The 18,508-nt window shown below is 71.9% G+C and carries 16 protein-coding genes; 3 read left to right on the plus strand and 13 right to left on the minus strand.

The annotated features are described in order from the left end of the window. Positions 1–15: 15 nt before the first annotated feature. The 3 genes from FHU34_RS14990 to FHU34_RS15000 form a co-directional block, all read right to left on the minus strand. Positions 16–1,041 (minus strand): fibronectin type III domain-containing protein, encoded by a 1,026-nt coding sequence (locus FHU34_RS14990; protein ID WP_145780850.1) that lies wholly within the window; start codon positions 1,039–1,041, stop codon positions 16–18. A gap of 89 nt (positions 1,042–1,130) precedes the next feature. Continuing rightward, positions 1,131–1,769, minus strand: a complete 639-nt coding sequence (locus FHU34_RS14995; protein ID WP_145780852.1) for a response regulator — start codon at positions 1,767–1,769, stop codon at positions 1,131–1,133. Then, a complete protein-coding gene (locus tag FHU34_RS15000; RefSeq protein WP_145780854.1) occupies positions 1,766–2,953 on the minus strand; it encodes a sensor histidine kinase in 1,188 nt (395 codons plus the stop codon). Before FHU34_RS15000 ends, FHU34_RS14995 begins: the two co-directional genes overlap by 4 nt. 147 nt (positions 2,954–3,100) lie before the next feature. Between FHU34_RS15000 and FHU34_RS15005 the strand changes: the two genes are divergently transcribed. Continuing rightward, positions 3,101–3,859 (plus strand): ABC transporter ATP-binding protein, encoded by a 759-nt coding sequence (locus FHU34_RS15005; protein WP_145780856.1) that lies wholly within the window; start codon positions 3,101–3,103, stop codon positions 3,857–3,859. After that, complete coding sequence (locus FHU34_RS15010; protein ID WP_145780858.1) at positions 3,856–6,387, plus strand: FtsX-like permease family protein; 2,532 nt, start codon at positions 3,856–3,858, stop codon at positions 6,385–6,387. The genes FHU34_RS15005 and FHU34_RS15010 overlap by 4 nt, the downstream gene beginning before the upstream one ends. A 51-nt stretch (positions 6,388–6,438) precedes the next feature. Here FHU34_RS15010 and FHU34_RS15015 read toward each other — a convergent pair whose 3' ends face one another. The 3 genes from FHU34_RS15015 to FHU34_RS15025 form a co-directional block, all read right to left on the minus strand. After that, positions 6,439–8,067: a ricin-type beta-trefoil lectin domain protein gene (locus tag FHU34_RS15015; RefSeq protein ID WP_145780860.1), complete on the minus strand. Its 1,629-nt coding sequence runs from the start codon at positions 8,065–8,067 to the stop codon at positions 6,439–6,441. Positions 8,068–8,193: 126 nt separating this feature from the next. Then, on the minus strand, positions 8,194–10,452 hold the full coding sequence (locus FHU34_RS15020) for an esterase-like activity of phytase family protein (protein ID WP_145780863.1): 2,259 nt from the start codon (positions 10,450–10,452) through the stop codon (positions 8,194–8,196). 123 nt (positions 10,453–10,575) lie between these two features. After that, positions 10,576–10,998: a DUF2000 domain-containing protein gene (locus FHU34_RS15025; protein WP_145780865.1), complete on the minus strand. Its 423-nt coding sequence runs from the start codon at positions 10,996–10,998 to the stop codon at positions 10,576–10,578. 49 nt (positions 10,999–11,047) lie between these two features. Here FHU34_RS15025 and FHU34_RS15030 point away from each other — a divergent pair, with 49 nt between their 5' ends. Further along, positions 11,048–11,878: an AraC family transcriptional regulator gene (locus tag FHU34_RS15030; protein ID WP_244311683.1), complete on the plus strand. Its 831-nt coding sequence runs from the start codon at positions 11,048–11,050 to the stop codon at positions 11,876–11,878. On the opposite strand, the gene FHU34_RS15035 is transcribed toward FHU34_RS15030, so the two are convergent. From FHU34_RS15035 to FHU34_RS15065, 7 genes are all read right to left on the minus strand, one after another. Then, positions 11,856–12,689, minus strand: coding sequence for a helix-turn-helix transcriptional regulator (locus FHU34_RS15035; RefSeq protein ID WP_145780869.1), 834 nt, complete (start codon positions 12,687–12,689; stop codon positions 11,856–11,858). The two genes, FHU34_RS15030 and FHU34_RS15035, sit on opposite strands and share 23 nt — an antisense overlap. Positions 12,690–12,789: 100 nt before the next feature. Further along, positions 12,790–14,214, minus strand: a complete 1,425-nt coding sequence (locus FHU34_RS15040) for an aldehyde dehydrogenase family protein (RefSeq protein WP_145780871.1) — start codon at positions 14,212–14,214, stop codon at positions 12,790–12,792. An 83-nt stretch (positions 14,215–14,297) separates the two neighbouring features. Then, entirely contained in the window at positions 14,298–15,263 is a 966-nt protein-coding gene (locus FHU34_RS15045) for a quinone oxidoreductase family protein (protein WP_145780873.1), read from the minus strand. Further along, positions 15,260–15,622 carry a hypothetical protein gene (locus FHU34_RS15050; protein WP_145780875.1) on the minus strand — a complete coding sequence of 121 codons (363 nt, stop codon included), beginning with the start codon at positions 15,620–15,622 and terminating at the stop codon, positions 15,260–15,262. The genes FHU34_RS15045 and FHU34_RS15050 overlap by 4 nt, the downstream gene beginning before the upstream one ends. Further along, on the minus strand, positions 15,619–16,485 hold the full coding sequence (locus FHU34_RS15055; RefSeq protein WP_145780877.1) for a DODA-type extradiol aromatic ring-opening family dioxygenase: 867 nt from the start codon (positions 16,483–16,485) through the stop codon (positions 15,619–15,621). The genes FHU34_RS15050 and FHU34_RS15055 overlap by 4 nt, the downstream gene beginning before the upstream one ends. A gap of 26 nt (positions 16,486–16,511) precedes the next feature. Continuing rightward, the gene (locus tag FHU34_RS15060; protein WP_145780879.1) at positions 16,512–17,282 is read right to left on the minus strand and encodes a citryl-CoA lyase; all 771 of its coding nucleotides are present in this window, start codon (positions 17,280–17,282) and stop codon (positions 16,512–16,514) included. After that, on the minus strand, positions 17,267–18,403 hold the full coding sequence (locus FHU34_RS15065) for a CaiB/BaiF CoA transferase family protein (RefSeq protein WP_145780881.1): 1,137 nt from the start codon (positions 18,401–18,403) through the stop codon (positions 17,267–17,269). Before FHU34_RS15065 ends, FHU34_RS15060 begins: the two co-directional genes overlap by 16 nt. Positions 18,404–18,508 lie beyond the last annotated feature (105 nt).

Raw genomic sequence — 18,508 nt, forward strand, 5'->3', positions numbered from 1 at the left:
CCCCGTACGCGAGCGTTACTCGTCTGCCACCACGCAGAGGCCGCCGTTGAGCGTGACCTCCTGCGGCAGTTGCGTGCCGGAGGCGACGAGGCCGAGCGAGACGCTGCCGCCGGGCGGGATCACCGCGTTGCGACCGGTGTTGCCCACCCGCAGGTAGCTGTTGTTGGGACGGTCGATGACCTTCGCGCCCCAGATGCCGTGGACCTGCTGGCTGGCCCAGAACCGCCACGTCATCGTCCACCCGTCGACCGCAGTGGTGCCGGTGTTCTTGACGGTCAGGTGCGCCACGAAGCCGTCCGACCACTGCCGCACGACGGACCGGACCTCGCAGCTCGGCGGCGGTGGCAGGGTGGTGACGGTGATCGGCGCGGACAGCGGGGACAAGAGTCCGACCTCGTCGCGGGCGCGCACCACGAAGGTGTACGTGGTGTTCGGCGTCAACCCGCTGATCTGGGCACTGTTGACGGGCGGGTACTGGGAAACGTCGCGGACCACTGTGAGAGCGCCGCCGGCGTCCACCCGGAACACCTCGTACCGTTCGAGCACCACGTTGTCCACCGAGTGCGCCCATCGCAGCCGGACCACCGTGGCGGTGACGTCGAACGCCACCGGTTGACCCGGCGCGCCCGGCGGTTGGTCGTCCCCCGGTGGCATGGTCAACCGCAGGGGCCCGCTCGACGGTGAGCCGTTGCCGGCCGCGTCCAGCGCCGACACGAAGAAGGTGTACGTGCGCGACGGCCGCAGGCCGGTGATCCGAATGCTGTTGGTATCGGTCGACCAGGTCAGGCCGTTGTCCTCGAACTGCGCGGAGACCGGGTAACGGACCACCCCCACGTTGTCGGTCGAGGCAGCCCAGGTCAGCTCGACCCAGGTGGTGTCGATGGCGGCGACAGTGATCGGGCCGGGGGCGGTAGGGCGCTCGGTGTCGTCGGCGGCCGCGTACGCCGGGGTCGCGCCCGTCGCCACCACTGCCACCGTGAGCGTGCAGGCGGCCAGTGCGGCTGCCCTGAATCGGACGCCGCGCCACAGATGATCGCGCATGGTTGATCGCCTCGCCTTCAGGTGAGCGCAGCGGACCAGTCATCGACTGATGACGATGGTAGGTCACCGTCGGTTGCGCCGTTGTCCCCTCAGCCGACGAGGCGGCGTTCCCAGGCCCAGGCGGCGATCTCCACCCGGTTGCGGGCGGTGAGCTTCATCTGCACGCTGGCCAGGTGGGTCTTGACCGTGCCGACGGCGATGAAGAGCCGAGCAGCGATCTCGGCGTTGGTCAGCCCTCGGGCGACGAGCTTCACCACGTCGAGTTCCCGTGGGGACAGCGCGGCGTCGTCGTAGGCCGGGGCGGGGGAGCTGAGGTGCTCCAACAGCCGGACCGTGATGGACGGGCTGATCAACGCGTCACCGGAGACGGCCGCGCGTACCGCCTCGACAAGCAGGGCCGGGCCGGAGTCCTTGAGCAGAAAGCCGCACGCGCCGTTGGAGAGCGCGGTGTGCACGTACTCGTCGAGGTCGAAGGTCGTCACGACGACCACCCGGATCGGGTCGGCGACGCCCGGCCCGGCGAGCAGTCGCAGTGCCTCGAGGCCGTCGAGGCGGGGCATCCGGATGTCCAGCAGCACCACGTCCGGGCGGAGCCGCCGGGCCAGCTCCACGGCGACGACCCCGTCGGCGGCCTCGCCGACAACAGTCATGTCCGCCTGCGCCCCGATGATCATTCCGAAGCCGGTCCGGACCATGGCCTGGTCATCGGCGATCAACACCCGGATCATCGACCCACCTGCAACGGGAACGCGGCGTCGAGCACCCAACCACCGGCGACGCCAGGTCCGGCGGTGATCGTGCCACCGAGGGCTCGTACCCGTTCGGTGAGGCCGATCAGGCCGAAGCCGTGCCCCCGCGCCGGGGCGGTGCGCGGCGACGCGCCGTCGTCGGCCACCCGGACCAACAACCAGTCGGGGGTACGACGCACTGCCACGTCCACCGACCGGGCGTCCGGCGCGTGCTGGCGGGTGTTGGTCAGCCCCTCCATCACCACCCGGTACGCCGAGGTCGAGACCTCCACCGGCAACCCGTCCAGGTCACCGTCGAGGTGCAGCCGTGCCGGCGCGTTCGCCGTGCCGTTGAACCCCGTCACCAGCGGCGCCAGCTCGGTCACCCCGGCGAGTGGGGCCAGTGGGGCGTCCGGCGGGGCGTCGGGATTGCGCAGGACGCCGACCATCCGCCGCATCGAGGCCATCGTCTCCGCGCCGGCCCGCTCGATCTGCTCCAGGGCGACGATGACCCGACGTGGGTCCTGCTCGGCGACGAACCGTGCGCCCTGCGCCTGCACCACGATGCCGGTGACGTGGTGGGCGATGAAGTCGTGCAGGTCCCGGGCGAACTCCGCGCGCTGCTCGGCCCGCACCAGTGCGATCGCCCGCTCCCGACCGGCGGCTACGATCCGCAGGTAGAGCCCCACTCCGGCGGCGCCGGCCGCGGCGATCACCTGGAGCAGGCCGAAGATCACCAGTAGGTTCTCGGTGCCGACGCGCAGCGGCAACGCGGCGACGGCGAGGCCAGCCGCCACCGCCGCCCACGGGGCGAGCCGAGGCGCGCCCCACCGGGTCACCACGAAGACCACCCCGAGCAGCCCGGCCGACTCGGCGAGACCCCAACTGCCGCCGATCAGGTAGCTGCCGTCGGAGAGGACGACGATCGCGGCGGTCACGGCCAGTGAGGCGCAGGAGAGCGCCAGCGCGGCCCACGGCAGCAGGCGGGAACCCAGCCGGTGCACCGGCAACCAGAGCGGCACGGTGGCCACCGCCAGCCCCATCCGCACCACCAGAAGTACGAGGGCGGCCAGGCTCTCGGGCACGCCGAACCGTAGGTCGAAGACCGCGAGCAGGCCGATGGCCACCAGGCCGGCGGCCTGGGCCAGGCGTACCCACAGACGTCGAAGATCAGGCGTGCTCATGATGACCCAGCGTAGCCAGCCCTGTGGGGTCGGCAGATCGGCCGAAAGGCAGACCCGGCGCCGGCGATACCCGGCCCCGGGCCGATGTGCCGACCCGGCGACGGCGGCGAGGCTTCCGGCTGTCACATCGCAGCCACTGGAGGAACAATGACAACCCACGCCCCGCCGGGAACCAGCCACGCCGCGGTCGCCGCGGTCGACCTGGTGAAGGTGTACGGCAGCGGCGACACCGCGGTACGTGCCCTGGACGGCGTGTCGGTCGGCTTCGGTCGCGCCGAGTTCACCGCGATCATGGGTTCGTCCGGGTCCGGCAAGTCGACACTGATGCACTGCCTCGCCGGCCTCGACACCGCCACCTCGGGACGTGTCCTGCTCGGCGGGACCGAGCTGACCGGTCAGTCGGACCGGACGTTGACCCGGGTGCGACGGGAGCGGATCGGGTTCGTCTTCCAGTCCTTCAACCTGCTGCCGCAGCTCACCGCCGCGCAGAACATCACCCTGCCGCTGGACCTCAGCGGCCGTCAGCCCGACGCCGAGCTGCTGGCCCGCCTGGTCGACGAGTTGGGGCTCGCGCAGCGGCTGGGTCACCGGCCCAGTGAGCTGTCCGGCGGCCAGCAGCAGCGCGTCGCGCTGGCCCGGGCCCTGGTGGCGCGGCCCGAGGTGGTCTTCGCCGACGAGCCGACCGGCAACCTCGACTCCCGCTCCGGCGCGGAGGTGCTCACCATCCTGCGCGACTCGGTACGCGACCTCGGCCAGACCGTCGTCATGGTCACCCACGATCCGATCGCCGCCGCGTACGCCGACCGGGTGGTGCTGCTCGCCGACGGGCGGATCGCCGGGGAGATCGACAAGCCGGACCAGGTGTCGGTCACCGACGCGCTGCGTGACCTGGCGGCCCGCGCATGAGAGCGACGGTGTTGCGTACCCAGACGAGCGCCGCGGCCCGGCGGCCCGGTCGACTGATCCTGACCGGTCTGGCGATCCTGGTCGCGTCGTTCGTCGTCTTCGGCACCGTGCTGGTGCAGCAGATCACCGAACGCACCGTGCGGGACAACCTCAGCGGCACCCCCGCCGCCACCGACCTGGTGATCGGCAGCACCGACGTGCCGCCACCCACTGTGCGGGACGTACCGGCGATCCGTGCGGTGCCCGGCGTGGCCGAGGCGGTGGCCCGGGTGTCGACCGGGGTCTCGATCGGTCAGGGGTACCTCAACCTGCAGGCCGACCCGGGCACCGGCCCGTTGAGCACGATCCGGGTCATCGAGGGTAGGTACCCGGAGCAGCCCGGCGAGATCGCGATCACCCCGCGGACCGCCGAGCGGCTCGGGCTCTCGGTCGGCACGACGACCACCGGCACGGGCGGTGAACTCACCACGCCCACCCGGCTCACCGTCACCGGCGTGGTCGACGCCGACGCCGACGCCGGGTACGACGCGTACGCCCCGGAGAGCGTCGTGATCTCCTGGGCGCGCCTGACCGCCGTCGAGCGGGTCGACGTGCGCGTGGTTCCCGGTACCTCGGCGGAGGTGGTCCGCCAACGGGTGACCGCGGCGGTCGCCGGCCAGCCGATCAGCACCGGCGCGGAGGTGCGCCAGGCGGAGGCCAACGCGGCAGCCGAAGAGGTCGGGAAGCTCTTCATTCTGGTCGGCATCTTCGTCTCGATCGCTGTCGTCGCGGCGGCGCTGGTGGTCACCTCGACCTTCCGAATCGTCTTCGCCCAGCGGATGCGGCAACTCGCGCTGCTGCGGGCGGTCGGTGCCAACCGGGGCACCCTGGTGGGGGCGCTGACCGCCGAGGGGGCCCTGACCGGGCTGGTCGCCGGTGTCGTCGGGGTCGGCAGCGCCCTCGCCCTCGGGTACGCGCTGCCGGCGATCCTGCGCGCGTCCGGCACGGCGGTCTCCTCGCCGGGCCTACCACTGGCGATGGCGGTGTCGGTGGTGGTCGGCGCGATTGTGGTCACCGTGCTGGCAGTCCTGGCGCCGGCGTTCTCGGCCGCCCGCGTCTCCCCGCTGGAGGCGCTGCGGGCGGCGAGCACCACCGCCGGCCGTCGTGGCGTCGGTGTGCCGCGCCTGGTCTCCGGGCTGCTCCTGGCCGCCGGCGCCGTGCTGGCCGCGATCGGGACGATCAATCAGCTGCCGAAGCCGGAGCAGTTGAACTACGACCCGACTCTGCCGCTGCTCCTGCTGGTCGCGTCGGGCGGGTTGGCGTTCTTCGCGCTGGTGGCGCTCGGGCCGCTGCTGGTGCGGCCGGTGCTGGCCGTGGTGGGTTGGCCGCTGCGTCAGCTCGGGCCACTCGGGCGGATGGCGGTCGGTGGGATCGGCGGTGCGCCGCGCCGGGCGGCAGCGGTCTCCGTCGTGGTCGCGCTCGGCGTGACACTGATCTCCGGGGTGGTCATCGGCGGTGCGTCGCTCCAGGTCCTCACCGACCGCGAGATGGCGTTGTCCGCGCCGACCGACTTCGAGGTCACCAGCAACGAGGGGACCCTGCCGGCGGATGTCGTCACTCGGGCCGAGGCGGAGCGCGCGGCGCTGGCTCGGGTGGTCCCGTACCGGCGGCTCGACGACGTCACACTGCTGCGCGGCTCGGACAGGCTCGGGAATGTCGATTCCGGATACCCGACCAACGACCTGGATCTGGCGGCGTTGCCGACCACCGGGGAACTGGACGTGGCACAGGGCTCGCTGGCCGATCGTGGCCCGGGGCGGATCGTGGTCAACAGTTGGGTGGCCCGGGACGCGGGTCTGCGGGCCGGTGACACCGTCGCGCTCGCCCGCGACGGACGCACTGTCGACGTGCGGGTGGCAGCGGTCCTGCCCGGTGACGGCCCGCTGCATGCCGGCATCCTGGCCGATCGGGCCGACCTCGACCGACTCGGCGCGCCAACGGCGTACACCGGTCTGCTGGCCGACGCGGCTGTTGCCGGCGAGGACGGCCGTACCGCCGGTGTGCGGGCGCTGCGGCAGGCGATCGGGGGTGCCGACGGGGTGGGCCTCGCGGTGCTCGCCGACGAACGGGACCGCAACGACGCCCTGGTGCGCACCCTGGTCTGGATCGCTGTCGGTCTGGTCGGCCTGACCGTGCTGATCGCTGTCGTCGGCGTGGGTTCCACGACCGCGCTGTCCGTGGTGGAGCGCATCCGCGAGTCCGGCCTGCTCCGGGCCATCGGCCTCTCCCGAACCGGCCTGCGGACCATGCTGACTGTCGAGTCCGGCCTCTACGGGGTGATCGGAGCCACCATCGGTCTGCTGATCGGCGTCCCGTACGGCTGGTTGGCGATCCGGACCCTCGGGGTCAACGCGCCGCTGACCGTGCCGGTGCTGCCGCTGGTCGGGCTCTTCGTGACACTGGTCGGGCTGACCGCGCTGGCCGGAGTGCTGCCGGCCCGCCGGGCGTCGCGGGTCAGCCCGGTGGCGGCCCTGGGAGCCGACGGCTGAACGCGACCACGGGTCGGCGTCGAGTGCTCGGCGCCGACCGTGGTCGTACGGTCAGTTCGGGTTGTTGGCGTGGGTCAGCGTCTCCCAGGCGACGAAGAGGTTGTTGCTGCCGGCCGGTCGTTGTTGAGACGTCAGGGTCTGGGTGTTGGTCATGACGTTGCCCAGCCGGGTGCTCATCGCGTTGAAGCCGACCTCGGTGATCGGGCCGAGGCCCCGGGTGAGGCTGCCGCCGCAGAGCCAGGAGGGCGCCGCCTCGCCGAGCTGGTAGCGGGAGTGGAAGCCGAGCGCCTGCCGCAGCCGCTCACCGACCTGCGGGTACAGGTCCCGCCCCTGGATCCGTGAGGTTTCCGCGACGTGCGAGATGGCGGAGATCCCGTACCCGGTGTGGACGAAGTCGCGGCAGGTCTCCTGGGCGAGGCCGGCGACGAAGGTGGACTGGCCCTGCCAGTAGCCGATGATCTCGGAGCTGGTGTCCAGGCCGCTGCCGGGCACCGTGTACGGCAACGCGCCGTCGCTGGGCAGGTAGACGAAGGCCCGGGTGCGGTTGAGGAAGCGGGTCACCGCGGCGTCGTAGGCGCTGCGGTCCTCCAGGAAGACGGCGATGCCGACGGCCGCCTCCATCATCGTCAGTTCCCAGTTGCCGTTGCTGTTCGAGCCGTTGCGCACCACCGGCAGGTAGACGTTGCGCAGCATGGTGGCGAACCGGTTGGCGTTCGGCCAGCTCGTGTAGGTGTACTTGATGATCTCGGCGGCGCGGGGCCAGACCGAGGCCGCCCAGCCGGTCTGCAACGGGGCGTTGCTGCCGGTGTGCGACGTGATGGTGGCCGACCACGCGTCCATGATCTGGATCGACTTCTGCGCGTACCGGGCGTCTCCGGTGAGGTACCAGGCGAGGGCGTCGGTGTACGCGGCGATCGCGTCCTCCCGCTCGTCGGTGCAGCCGTTGTTGGGGTTGGAGTAGGACCCGCACTCGACCACCGCCCGAGGTGCCGGCGTCCGCGAGAGGGAGGCGTACCGGCTGCCCATCATCTCGTTGTAGGCCGACGCCCACGGCTGCGCGCCGGCCTGCACCCGACCGCGTACGAAGTCGAGCTGTCCCCGGCTGACCAGCACGCCGGGGTGGGTGAATCCACTCGACGGCGGTGGTGTGGTGCCACCGGTGGGCAGCGTCCAGGTCTGGTTGGCGGTGCCGGTGCAGCTCCAGATCTGCAGCGGAGTGCCGTCGGCGGAGCTGGTACCCGTCGCGTCGAGGCACTTGCCGGAGGTGGGGTTGACCAGCTGCCCGGCGCTCGCGGACCACTGCTGCGCCCCGGTGCCGTTGCAGTCGTAGATCTGTGCGCGCGCGCCGTTCGCGGTGCTGCCGGCGGCGATGTCGAGGCACTTGCCCAGTGCCCTGATCGTGCCGTCGTCGCCCACCGTCCACTGTTGCGCCGTCGAGCCGTTGCAGGTGTAGAGCTGGACCGCTGTGGTGTTGGCCGGGTTCGCCGCGGCCACGTCGACGCACTTGCCGCCGTATCCGGTGATGGCGCCGGTCGCGGCGGCTGCCGCGGGTGACGCGCCGACGGCCAGTGCGGCCGGTACGGCGAGCACGACCACGGCGAGCGCGGAGGTCAGGCGGATGCGGGGGAGGGCTCCGGCCAGTCGTCGTGTCATCTCGTCGTCCTCCAGGTGCCACAGCATTTGTAAAGTGTGTTAATTATTACAGCGTCGCTCATCGATATCAATGTCCTGCCACCGGCGGTCGCCCCCGCGCGAACGCGACGACCCCCGGCGCGAGCGCGCCGGGGGTCGTTCGGAACAGAGGTGTCAGCGCAGGCCAGGCACGTCGATCACGATCAGCTCCGTGTCGTCCGGACGCCCCGGGATGCGACCGTCGTTGCCCGGGAAGTTGTTGTCGTTGGCCACCAGCACCCGGTCACCGCCGAGCGGCAGCACCGACTCGACCGACTGCAACGGGAACGAGAAGAGCGGGCCGACGCCGTACTCGCCCGGGCGGGCCGGGGTGGAGACACCCTTCGGGTCGGCCACGCGCATCAGGTCGACCACCGTGCGCCGCGGCAGGTAGCCGTCCGCGCCCACCTCGTCCAGATCGGTCACGACCAGACGCTTGACCACCGACTGCTGGCCCATGCCGTTGTCCCGCTCGATCAGCAGCAGCCGGTGACCGTCGAGCACCGCCGCGTCCCCGACCAGCAGGGACGGGTCGTCCACCCGGAACGACCAGGTGCGGTTGGTGTACCGGTTGTGCCGCACGTCGAACTCGTAGACCACCCGGCGGCGCTGGTCCGGGTCGTTGACCCGGGCGCCCTCCAGGATCGGGTAGAGCGTCCAGCCGTCCGCGCTGGTCGCCATCGCCTCGAAACCGTTGCTGGCACGAAGGGTCGGCGTCTCGCCCGGGGCGAGATCCGGCGACTGCGGAGACCTGGTGCCGTCCGGCAGCGGGATCGGCGCCTGCAGCACCTTGCCGGTCCGGTCGGTGCGCACCAGGTACGGGCCGAACTCGTCGCCGATCCACAGGTCGCCCCGCGCGTCGCGGGCCAGCGACTCGATGTCGAAGTCCGCGCCGGTCAGCAGACGGTCCCGGGTGTCGCCGTTGACGATCGGGAACGGCACCCTGCGGTCGGGGTCGCGGAAACTGATGTGCCCACGGACCGTCACGCCGTGACGCTGGTAGTTCGGCTCGATCTCGTACGCCCGCAGCAGGAAGTCGGCCGAGTTGGTCTTCGCCCCGAACCCGTTGTCCGGCATGGCGAGCAGCCGCCGGCCGGAACTGTCACCCGGCTGGGCCGGGATCACCGCGGAGAAGCCGGGAATGGGCTGGCCGGGAAAGGGCGCGGTGATCCCGTTGACCGGGGTCGTGGCGAGCTGGGTGCCGGAGACCGGGCCCGGCTGGTACGCGGTCGCCGACAGCAGCGCCCGGTCCCGCAACGTCACCTCGGGACGCAGGTTCACCGACAGCGCGTACACCCGGGTGGTCTGGGTGGCGCTGCCGTTGTCGTCGCTGATCAGGTACAGCTCGCGGCGACCGCCCGGCAGGTCGCGGCCGAGCGCGGCACCCTCGATGTTGTCCAGCAACGGGTTGGGCTGCGGTTGCTTCGTGGTCGCGCCGGACGGCGGGCAGTCGGCGATGTCGACCAGCAACTCCTTGCCCAGCCAGGAGCGCGGGTCGGTCGTGGTCGACAGGGACGCGACGGCGGACACGTCGGGTGCGCCGGTCGCCGAGACCCGGTACACCCGGACGGTGTTGCCCACCCCGGTTGTGAAGCCCCGCTCCACCGAGAGCAGTTGGTCGTCGCCGAGCGCGATCAGCTCGACCAGGCCGAGGTTCGGGTCGGTCCGGTAGGCGTACTGGGCGGTCGGGGCGTACCCGCCGCCCGCACGGCCGTCGTACCGGATGATCCGCTGCCGGCCACGGCCCTCGGCGTCGCGGCCGTCCGCCGCGAGCGGGCCCTCCATCCCGGCGTAGAGCACCCGGTGGTCCCCGGTGGCGGTCAGCGCCTCGAAGGTCTGGTTGACGGTTGCCTCGCCGGCCGGGGCGACCTGGAAGCGGGTCGGCACCGGCAGCGAGCCGATCTCCCGGCCGTCGGAGAGCCGGAACCGGCGGATCGAGGGCTCCCGCTCCGAGCTGGCCAGGACGGTGTCCCCACCGCGTTCGGCGACGAGCCCCTCGCCGTCGAAGTCGGCCCCGGTGTACGGCGTGCCGTCGGGCCGGGTGAGCACTGTGACGTCACGGACACCGACGTCCACGCCGCGCCGTCCGGTGTCCAGGCCCAGCTCGTAGACGCGGGCCGGAGTGGTGCCGATGTTGTCCACCAGCGCGAGGGCACGCCCGGGGCGGGCGAACGACAACGCGGACAGGCCGGCCACCGGAGTGCCCCGGAAGGTGGTCTTGTCGAGAGCGTCGGAGAAACCGAGCAGCGAGGCGTCCGGCGCGCAGCTCGCGCCCGTACCCGGGTGCCCCGGGGTCGGGTGCGCCGGCGCGCCGAGCGCCGGCGCCGCCGCGAGCAGCGAGATCGCCGCCGCGGCGGACGCGACGGCCCGGGCCCTTCTGGAAGTGGTACGCACATTGCCTCCAGCATCGAGTCGACGGCTGTTGCCGCCGGGCCGATGCAAGCGCCTGCCGCTCACCACAGTGGAACCCCCACCGGAACGTCGCCTGAACAGCCGGTGCACGATCTCGTGCCGGGGTCACGGGTGCATGGTCGTACCCTTGAGCACCTTGTCCACCGCGTTGCGAGGCGCGTGCAGCGCCAGGCCCACCAGGTCGAGTTTCTCCCGACCGACCGCCTGCACAGCGGCGCGGTTGTCGCGGTCGTTGCCGGTGGCGAACAGCTCGGCCGTGAAGATGGACAGACGCAGCCCACGGGCGAGCCCGCGCGAGTGCGCAGCGACCAGCGCGGCCCGATCGCCGACGAAGACCAGCACCGGCTGGCCGAACATCGGCAGGTACCGGGTGCCGTCCGCGTCCCGGTACTCCTCGCCCAGCAGTTCCGGTACGGCGTTGGCGATGCCGCTGACCAGGAACGCGGTGACGTTCAGGCGCTGCCAGCTCACCAGGTCGTCACGGAGCAGCACGGCGATCTTGGTGGGAAATCGGATGGGTTCGGTCATGGCGTCGAGCCTGCCCGCGTACCGCCGACCGGTCTTGTACGTTCTTAGCGTGGCCACCCGCCCGGCGGGCTCGCACGTCAGCGCCTGGCGACCCGCGGTAGCCGGTGTCGCCGAGGTCTTCCACGCCCATTTCGTGGACCACGCCTACCCCCGGCACATCCACGACGTCTGGACGCTGCTGATCGTCGACGACGGCGCGGTCCGCTACGACCTGGACCGGCACCGGCACGGCGCGCTGCGTACCTCGGTCACCCTCCTGCCACCGCACGTGCCGCACGACGGTCGCGCCGCCACCGCCGACGGCTTCCGCAAGCGGGTTCTCTACCTCGACACCTCGGCTCTCGACGCGGAGCTGATCGGCCGGGCGGTCGACCAGCCGGGCATCGTCGACCCGCAGTTGCGCGACCGGATCCACCTCCTGCACCGGGCGCTCGCCGCGCCTGGAGACGAGTTTGAGGCCGAGGGCCGACTCGCGCTGATCCTGGACCGGCTGCACGCGCAGCTTCGCCGACACACCCCGGTCAGCGTCGCACCGGCGGCCCGTGGTCTCGCGGTCCGCCTACGGGAGCTGCTGGACGCCCGGACCATCGAGGGCGTCACGCTGCGGGAGGCCGCCGCGCTGCTGCACGCCCACCCGACCCACCTGGTCCGGACCTTCACCACAGTGCACGGGGTGCCGCCGCACTCGTACCTGACCGGTCGCCGCGTCGAGGTGGCCCGTCGGCTGCTCCTCGCCGGGCAGCGGCCCGCCGAGGTCGCGGTCGCGGCCGGCTTCTTCGACCAGGCGCACCTGACCCGCCACTTCCGCCGGTACCTGGGTGTCAGCCCGGCCCGTTACCTCGGCGCGCCTTCTGGGATCAGACCTGCTGGGCGCCGATGACGGAGAGCAGCCGCAGCTTCTCGTCGCTCGACGAGCCGGGCACGGCGGTGAAGACCAGCAGTGTCTGGGACTGGTCCGGGTCGACGAGCGTCTGGCAGTGCAACTCCAGCGCACCGACCTCCGGGTGCAGGAAGTGCTTCGCCGGGCAGTAGCCGGCCGGCACCGGGTGTTCGCGCCACAGCTCCGCGAACTCCGGGCTCCTGGCCAGCAGGTCGTCGACGAGCGTCGCGGCCCGCGAGCCGCGCCCATCCCGGGTGTACGACGCGTGCAGGTGCCCCACGAGCAGGCGGCTCTGCGTGTGGTGGTCCTCGGCCGGGTGCAGCTGCCGGACCGCCGGGTCGGTGAACCAACGGTGGTGGGCACTGCGGGCCAGCCCGGTGTACCGGGTCTCGTCACCGAGCAGGGCGACGGCCGGGGCGGTCTGCGCCAGGGTCTCGCCGAGGTGGTTCACCACCTGGGCCGGGGTGTCGTGCATCCGGTCGAGGATCCGCATCATGCCCGGGTTGACGTGGTCGGCCCGTACGGTGCGGTGCGGAACGGCGTGCCCCGCGAGCTGGAACAGGTGGTCCCGTTCGGCCAGCGAGAGCCGCAGGCCACGGGCCAGCGCGGCGAGCATCTGCTCCGAGGGGTGCGGCCCGCGCTGCTGCTCCATCCGGCTGTAGTAGTCGGTGGACATACCACTCAACGCGGCCACTTCCTCGCGTCGCAGCCCACCGGTGCGCCGGCGCTGACCCCGGGGCAACCCGACGTCCTCGGGTTGGAGCGCCTCGCGGCGGGTGCGCAGGAAACTCGCGAGTTGGGCGCGGTCCACGGTGTCTCCGATCGGTGGTCGCCGACGGTGGCCGGCACGTCCAATGCAACAGTCAAACCAGGTGACGGTGTTCCGCCCCGGGAACACCGCCACCCGCCCGTCAGCGTTGGATGGACTTCGTCTCCAGGAACTCCTCCAGGCCGAAGCGGCCGAACTCGCGACCGTTGCCGGACTGCTTGTAGCCGCCGAAGGGGGCGAGGGGGTTCCAGTGGCCGGCGTTCACGTCGACCTGCCCCACGCGCAGCCGCCGGGCGACCGCCAGAGCGTGCTCCGGCTCGCCGAAGACACCGCTGGTCAGGCCGTACGGCGTGCTGTTGGCGATCGCCACGGCCTCGTCCTCGTCGGCGTACGGGATGATCGTCAGCACCGGGCCGAAGATCTCCTCCTGGGCGATGGGTGCTGTCGGGTCGACGTCGGCGAAGATCGTCGGCTGGACGTACGCGCCGGTCGGCAGACCCTCGGGCCGGTCCGGGCCGCCGACAACGAGCCGGGCACCGTCGGCGATGCCCCGCTCGATGTACCCGACGACCTTCTCCCGGTGGGCCTCGGACGCCATCGGGCCGATCCGGGTGGCCTCGTCGGTCGGGTCGCCGACGGTGTACTGCTTCGCCGCCTCGACGGCCAGCGCGACCACCTCGTCCTGACGGGAGGCGGGCACCAGCATCCGCGGCCACGCGCCGCACACCTGGCCGCCGTTCGTGAACGACATCATCAGCCCCCGGTTGACCGCCTCGGGCAGGTCCGCGTCGTCCAGGATGATGTTCGCGCCCTTGCCGCCCAGTTCCAGCGCGACCCGCTTGACGGTCTCCGCGGCCACCGCGCCGATGCGCTTTCCGGCCCGGGTGGAGCCGGTGAAGGAGACCATGTCGATGTCCGGATGCGCGGAGATCGCCTCACCGACGACCGCCCCGGTGCCGTACACCACGTTGAACACGCCCGCCGGCACGCCCGCGTCGGCGGCGACCTCGGCGAGGATCCGCGCGGTCAGCGGGGCGTTCTCGGAGGGCTTGAAGACCATCGTGTCGCCCGCGAGCAGTGCCGGCGCCAGCTTGGAGACGATCTGCTGCAACGGGAAGTTCCAGGGGGTGATCGCGCCGACGACGCCGATCGGCTCGCGGACGATCAGCGAGTTGCCGACCTCCTCGGTCCAGGCGAAGTCGTCGGCCAGACCGGCGACGGATTCGACCACAGCGGCCGGAAAGGCGACCTGGGCGGTGCGGGACATGCCGATCGGCGAGCCCATCTCGGCGGTGATCGCCTGGGCGATCTCCTCCTGTCGGGCGCCGAGTCCGGCGCCGAGGCGACGCAGCACGTCCGCCCGGTGCTGCGGCGTGGTCGCCGCCCAGGCGGGGAAGGCCGCGCGGGCGGCGGCGACGGCTCGATCGACGTCGGCGGCGGTGCCGGCCGGGGTCTCGGCGACGACCTCGCCGGTCGCCGGGTTCACGACGGGGAGGGTGCCGGCTGTACCGGTGACGGTCTCGCCACCGATCCAGTGGCCGGTGACGGTGTACGTGGAAGGTGTCATGCACCGACCGTCGCACCGGTCCGGAGGCCCAACCAGGTGCGCCTTGTCCAGGGTTTCGTGATCCCTGGCTGGGGCCGCCCTGGTCAGAGCGCGAGGACGATGCGCCCGGAGGCGGTGCCGGTGTCCTGTCGGGCCCAGGCGTCCGCGACCGCGTCGAACTGCACGATCTCGTGGTCGACGGTGAGCCGGCCTGCCGCAGCGTGCTCGGCCACCACGGCCAGCGACGCCGCCCGTCGCGCGGTCGACAACCCGTTGTTGGTGTAGCCGACCATTCGTAGCGACCCGCTGCGCAGCACGGCGGACTCGATCGGTGCCGTCGCCCCCGCCGCGCTGCCCAGGTTGACCAGGCGGCCACCGGGGCGCAGCACCCGCAGCGCCGCCGCGGCCGGGACACCGAAGACCGGGTCGAGGACGAGGTCGACCGGCCCGTCGGCGGCGTCGTGCAGCCGGTCGCCCATCGACGCGACGTCGTCGTCAGGCAGGAAGGGGACGGTGACGGCAGCGCCGAGCTCCTCGGCGCGGGCCCGCGCGGCGGCCGAGCGGGCCACGGCGACGACCCGGCGGGCCCCGCCGAGCAGGGCCAGCTGGACTGCCGCCTGACCGACCACACCACCGGCCCCGAGCACGACGACCTGCTCGCCGGCCGTCAGGTTGCCGGCGTGGGTCAGCGCCGCGTGCGCGGCGACCGCGGAGAGGCCCAGGGCCGCGAGCAGGGTCAGCGGTACGCCGGGCGGCAGCGCCACGACATCGACGGCGGGCACCGCCACCGTGGTCGCCATGCTGCCGTCGACCCCCGGCCGCATGCCGGCTGACGTGCCGAACCAGACAGTGTTGCCGTCGGCCAGCCGCCCCACACCCTGCACGCCCGGCACATAGGGGGTGCTCGGCGTGCCGAAGTAACTGGTGCCGCTGGCGCAGAGCACGTCCAGCGGGGTGATCGGCGCGGCTTCGACGGTGATCGTCAGCTCGCCGTCGGCCGGCACGGGAGCCGGCCGCTGGACGATCGTCGGTGGGGTGCCGCAGGCGGCGAGCTGTGCCGCGCGGATCATGTCGCGATGTCCGGGTACGGCATCGAGAAGTGCGCCAACCGTGCGCCGTACGACTTCTGGTACTCCAGCGGCTCGGTGTTGTCCCGCTCGAAGACGGCGATGAAGAGGGTCAGGGTGAGGAACGGGTGCGCCCCCAACTCGAACAGCTTCACGTGGTCGTGCGCGGCCAGTGCCTCTCGCTCCACGTCGTCGAAACGCAACCAGGTGCTCGCCTCGCCGGTGTGGCAGTTCAGCACCGTGTTGGCGCATTCGGCCTCCCACCAGGCAACCAGCTCGCGCGGTTCGCTCCGGTAGCGTTCGACCAGCTCGGGGTCCCGGTCGACCATGAAGAGGAACTTGTTCAGCAGGTATTTGCTCATGCCGCCGGCGCTCCGTTCGGGTACCAGGTGAAGTACGCCTCCATGGTGTGGAACAGGTCGAGGGTGTCGACGTAGTCGGCTTTCACGCCGGCGCCGGCCACGCCCATCATGAGCATGAAGTCCATGAACCCGTGGGTGGCGTTGCCCGGCGTGTGCAGGCTGTCCAGGGTGACCTCGCGCAGGCACCCGTCCAGGTCACCGTTGGCGATCCACTCGACGGCCCGCTGGTCGAACTCCGGGTCCGGGCCGTGCGGGCCGAACTGCCGGGGGCCGCCCAGTTCCAGCGAGAGGTGGCCGGTGCCGATGACCGCCACCCGCAGGTGCGACGGCCATGACTCGACGATCTCCCGGATGGCCTGGCCGAGCTGGACGAAGCGCTTCGGCTGCGGCAGCGGCGGCGCGAAGATGTTCGTGTAGATCGGCACGATCGGCAGGTCGGCCTCGGGCCGCAGCGTGATGATCGGGCAGGTGATGCTGTGGTCGATCCGCAGCTCGTTGCTGAACGCGAGGTCGAACCCGGAGTCGAGCCCGGCCCGCAGGATGTGCCCGGACAGATCCTCCTGACCCCTGAGCAGCATCCGGGGCAGCCCGAACTCGCGCTCCTCGTTGTACCAGTTGGCGTCGTACGCGGGCGCCTTGCCGACCAGGAACTGCGGCATGTTGTCCAACCAGAGCTGGTGGAAGTGGTCGGAGCCGACCATCACCAGCACGTCGGGTCGGGCCCGGGTCAACGTCTCCCGGAAGGCCAGGATCTTCCGGGTCCACTCGTCCGCGAACGGTGGTCGATCCTCGCCGGTGGCGGTGCTGGCCCGGTAGTAGAAAGGGTGGTGGGTGGAGGCGATGACCGCGACGACAGTGGCCATTCCGCTCCTTTCGCAGAAGAGGGGTGTCAGGGCTCGTACACGGCGTTGCGGTCCACGGTGCGGTAGATGTCCATGCCGAGCGGCCGGCGCCGCTCCTCGGCGAGGTGCCCGAGCAGCCCGGCCGCGCGGGCCAGCAGGGCGAAGCCGCGCAGCATCTCCACAGGCAACCCGAGGTCGGCGAGCGCCGCGCCGCAGACCCCGGCGCCGTTGAGTGGCAGGGTGCGACCGAGGACCTGCGGGTGCACCCGTCCGATCGCCTCGAACAGCCGCAGATGCGGGCCGTGCACACCCTCCTCGGTGGCGACCCGGATCAGGACGGGGGTGCGGGGGTCCTGCTGCTTGTGCACGGGGTGCCCGAGCCCGGGGACCAGCCGACGCTCCCGCTTGGCCCGGGTGACCGCGTCGAGGGCCACCGCGTCGTAGTCGGTCACCTCGCCAGCCTGTGCGAGGGTGTCGGCGAGGAAGCGTCCACAGTCCTCGGTGACGCCGAGGAAGCGGGAGCCGCCGCCGAGCAGGCCGGCGGCGAGCGCGCCCTGCAACGACTCGGGCGCGGACAGGTACGTCAACCGGGCCGCGATGGCCGTCGGGGTGAAGCCGTGGTCGGCGAGCGCCACCAGCACCGCCTCGAAGACCCGGACCTCACCCTGGGTGGGGCGGCGTCCGGCGACCAGCCAGTACGCCAGCTCGCCGAAGCCGACCTGACCCATCAGGTCGCCGGCCAGGTCTTGGCCGAGCAGCGAGATGCTCGTCGGGTCGGAGGTGCCGATCCCGGTCGGGAAGCTCAGCTCTTCAGCCACGCGCGGATCTCCTCGCCGTGTTCGTCGAGCCCGGGCGGCGGCAGCTCGTACCGGGCCGGGGTGTCGGAGAAGGTGATGGGGTTGCGGACGCCGGGCACGTCGCCGACGGCGACGACCGGGTCGAGCCCCAGCTCCTCGGCGAGTGCCACGCCGCCGTCGATGGTGTTGATCGGCGCGCACGGGACGCCCGCGGCGAGCAGGTCCCGGAACCACTCGTCCTTGGTCCGCTTGGCGAGCCGTTCGACCAGCAGGGGCCGCAGCTCCTCGCGATTGGCAGTGCGGTCCTGGTTGCGCCCGAAGCGCGGGTCGTCGGGCAGGCCGGGCAGGTCGAGCACCTGGCAGAGCTTGCGGAACTGCCCGTCGTTGCCGGCGATGACGATCAGCTCGCCGTCGGCGGTGGGCAGCGGCTCGTACGGGAAGAGGCTGGGGTGGGCGTTGCCCATCCGGAACGGGACGGTGCCACCGGCGACGTAGCCGCTGGAATGGTTGACCAGACCGGACAGCGCCGAGCTGAGCAGGTTGACCTCGACGTGCTGGCCCTTGCCGGTCTCGCCACGATGGTGCAGCGCGGCGAGGATGCCGATGCTCGCGTGCAGCCCGGCCATCACGTCGAAGACGGAGATCCCGGCCCGGTACGGCGAGCCGTCCGGGTCGCCGGTCAGGCTCATCAGGCCCGAGATCGCCTGCACCATGAGGTCGTAGCCGGGGTAGTCCCGGCCGGCGCCGGTGCCGAACCCGCTGATGCTCGCGTACACGATCTTCTCGTTGCTCGCGGCGACGCTGTCGTAGTCGAGGCCGAACCGGGCGAGGCCGCCCGGCCGGAAGTTCTCGATCAGCACGTCTGCGCGGCGGGACAGTTCCTGCGCGGCGGCCAGGTCGTCGGGCTTCTTGAGGTCCAGGGCGATCGACCGCTTGTTGCGGTTGATGCCGAGGTAGTACGTCGAGACGCCGTCGCGGGTGGGCGGCATCCAGGTGCGGGTGTCGTCCCCTCCGGGACTCTCCACTTTGATCACCTGTGCGCCCAGGTCCGCCAGGAGCATCGTCGCGTACGGCCCCGCGAGGATCCGGGAGAAGTCCGCGACGAGCAGCCCGGCCAGCGGCCCCGTCGAATGCTGCACCATATTTCCGCCCGTCCTGCGGACACCTGTCCGCCGGGACAGCTTGCGACACCGTCCGGTGCCTGTCAATGGTCGATTCATCGCACGGAAACATGCTATTGACACGAC

The organism is Micromonospora taraxaci (genome assembly GCF_007830095.1).
Classification (GTDB): Bacteria; Actinomycetota; Actinomycetes; order Mycobacteriales; family Micromonosporaceae; genus Micromonospora; species Micromonospora taraxaci.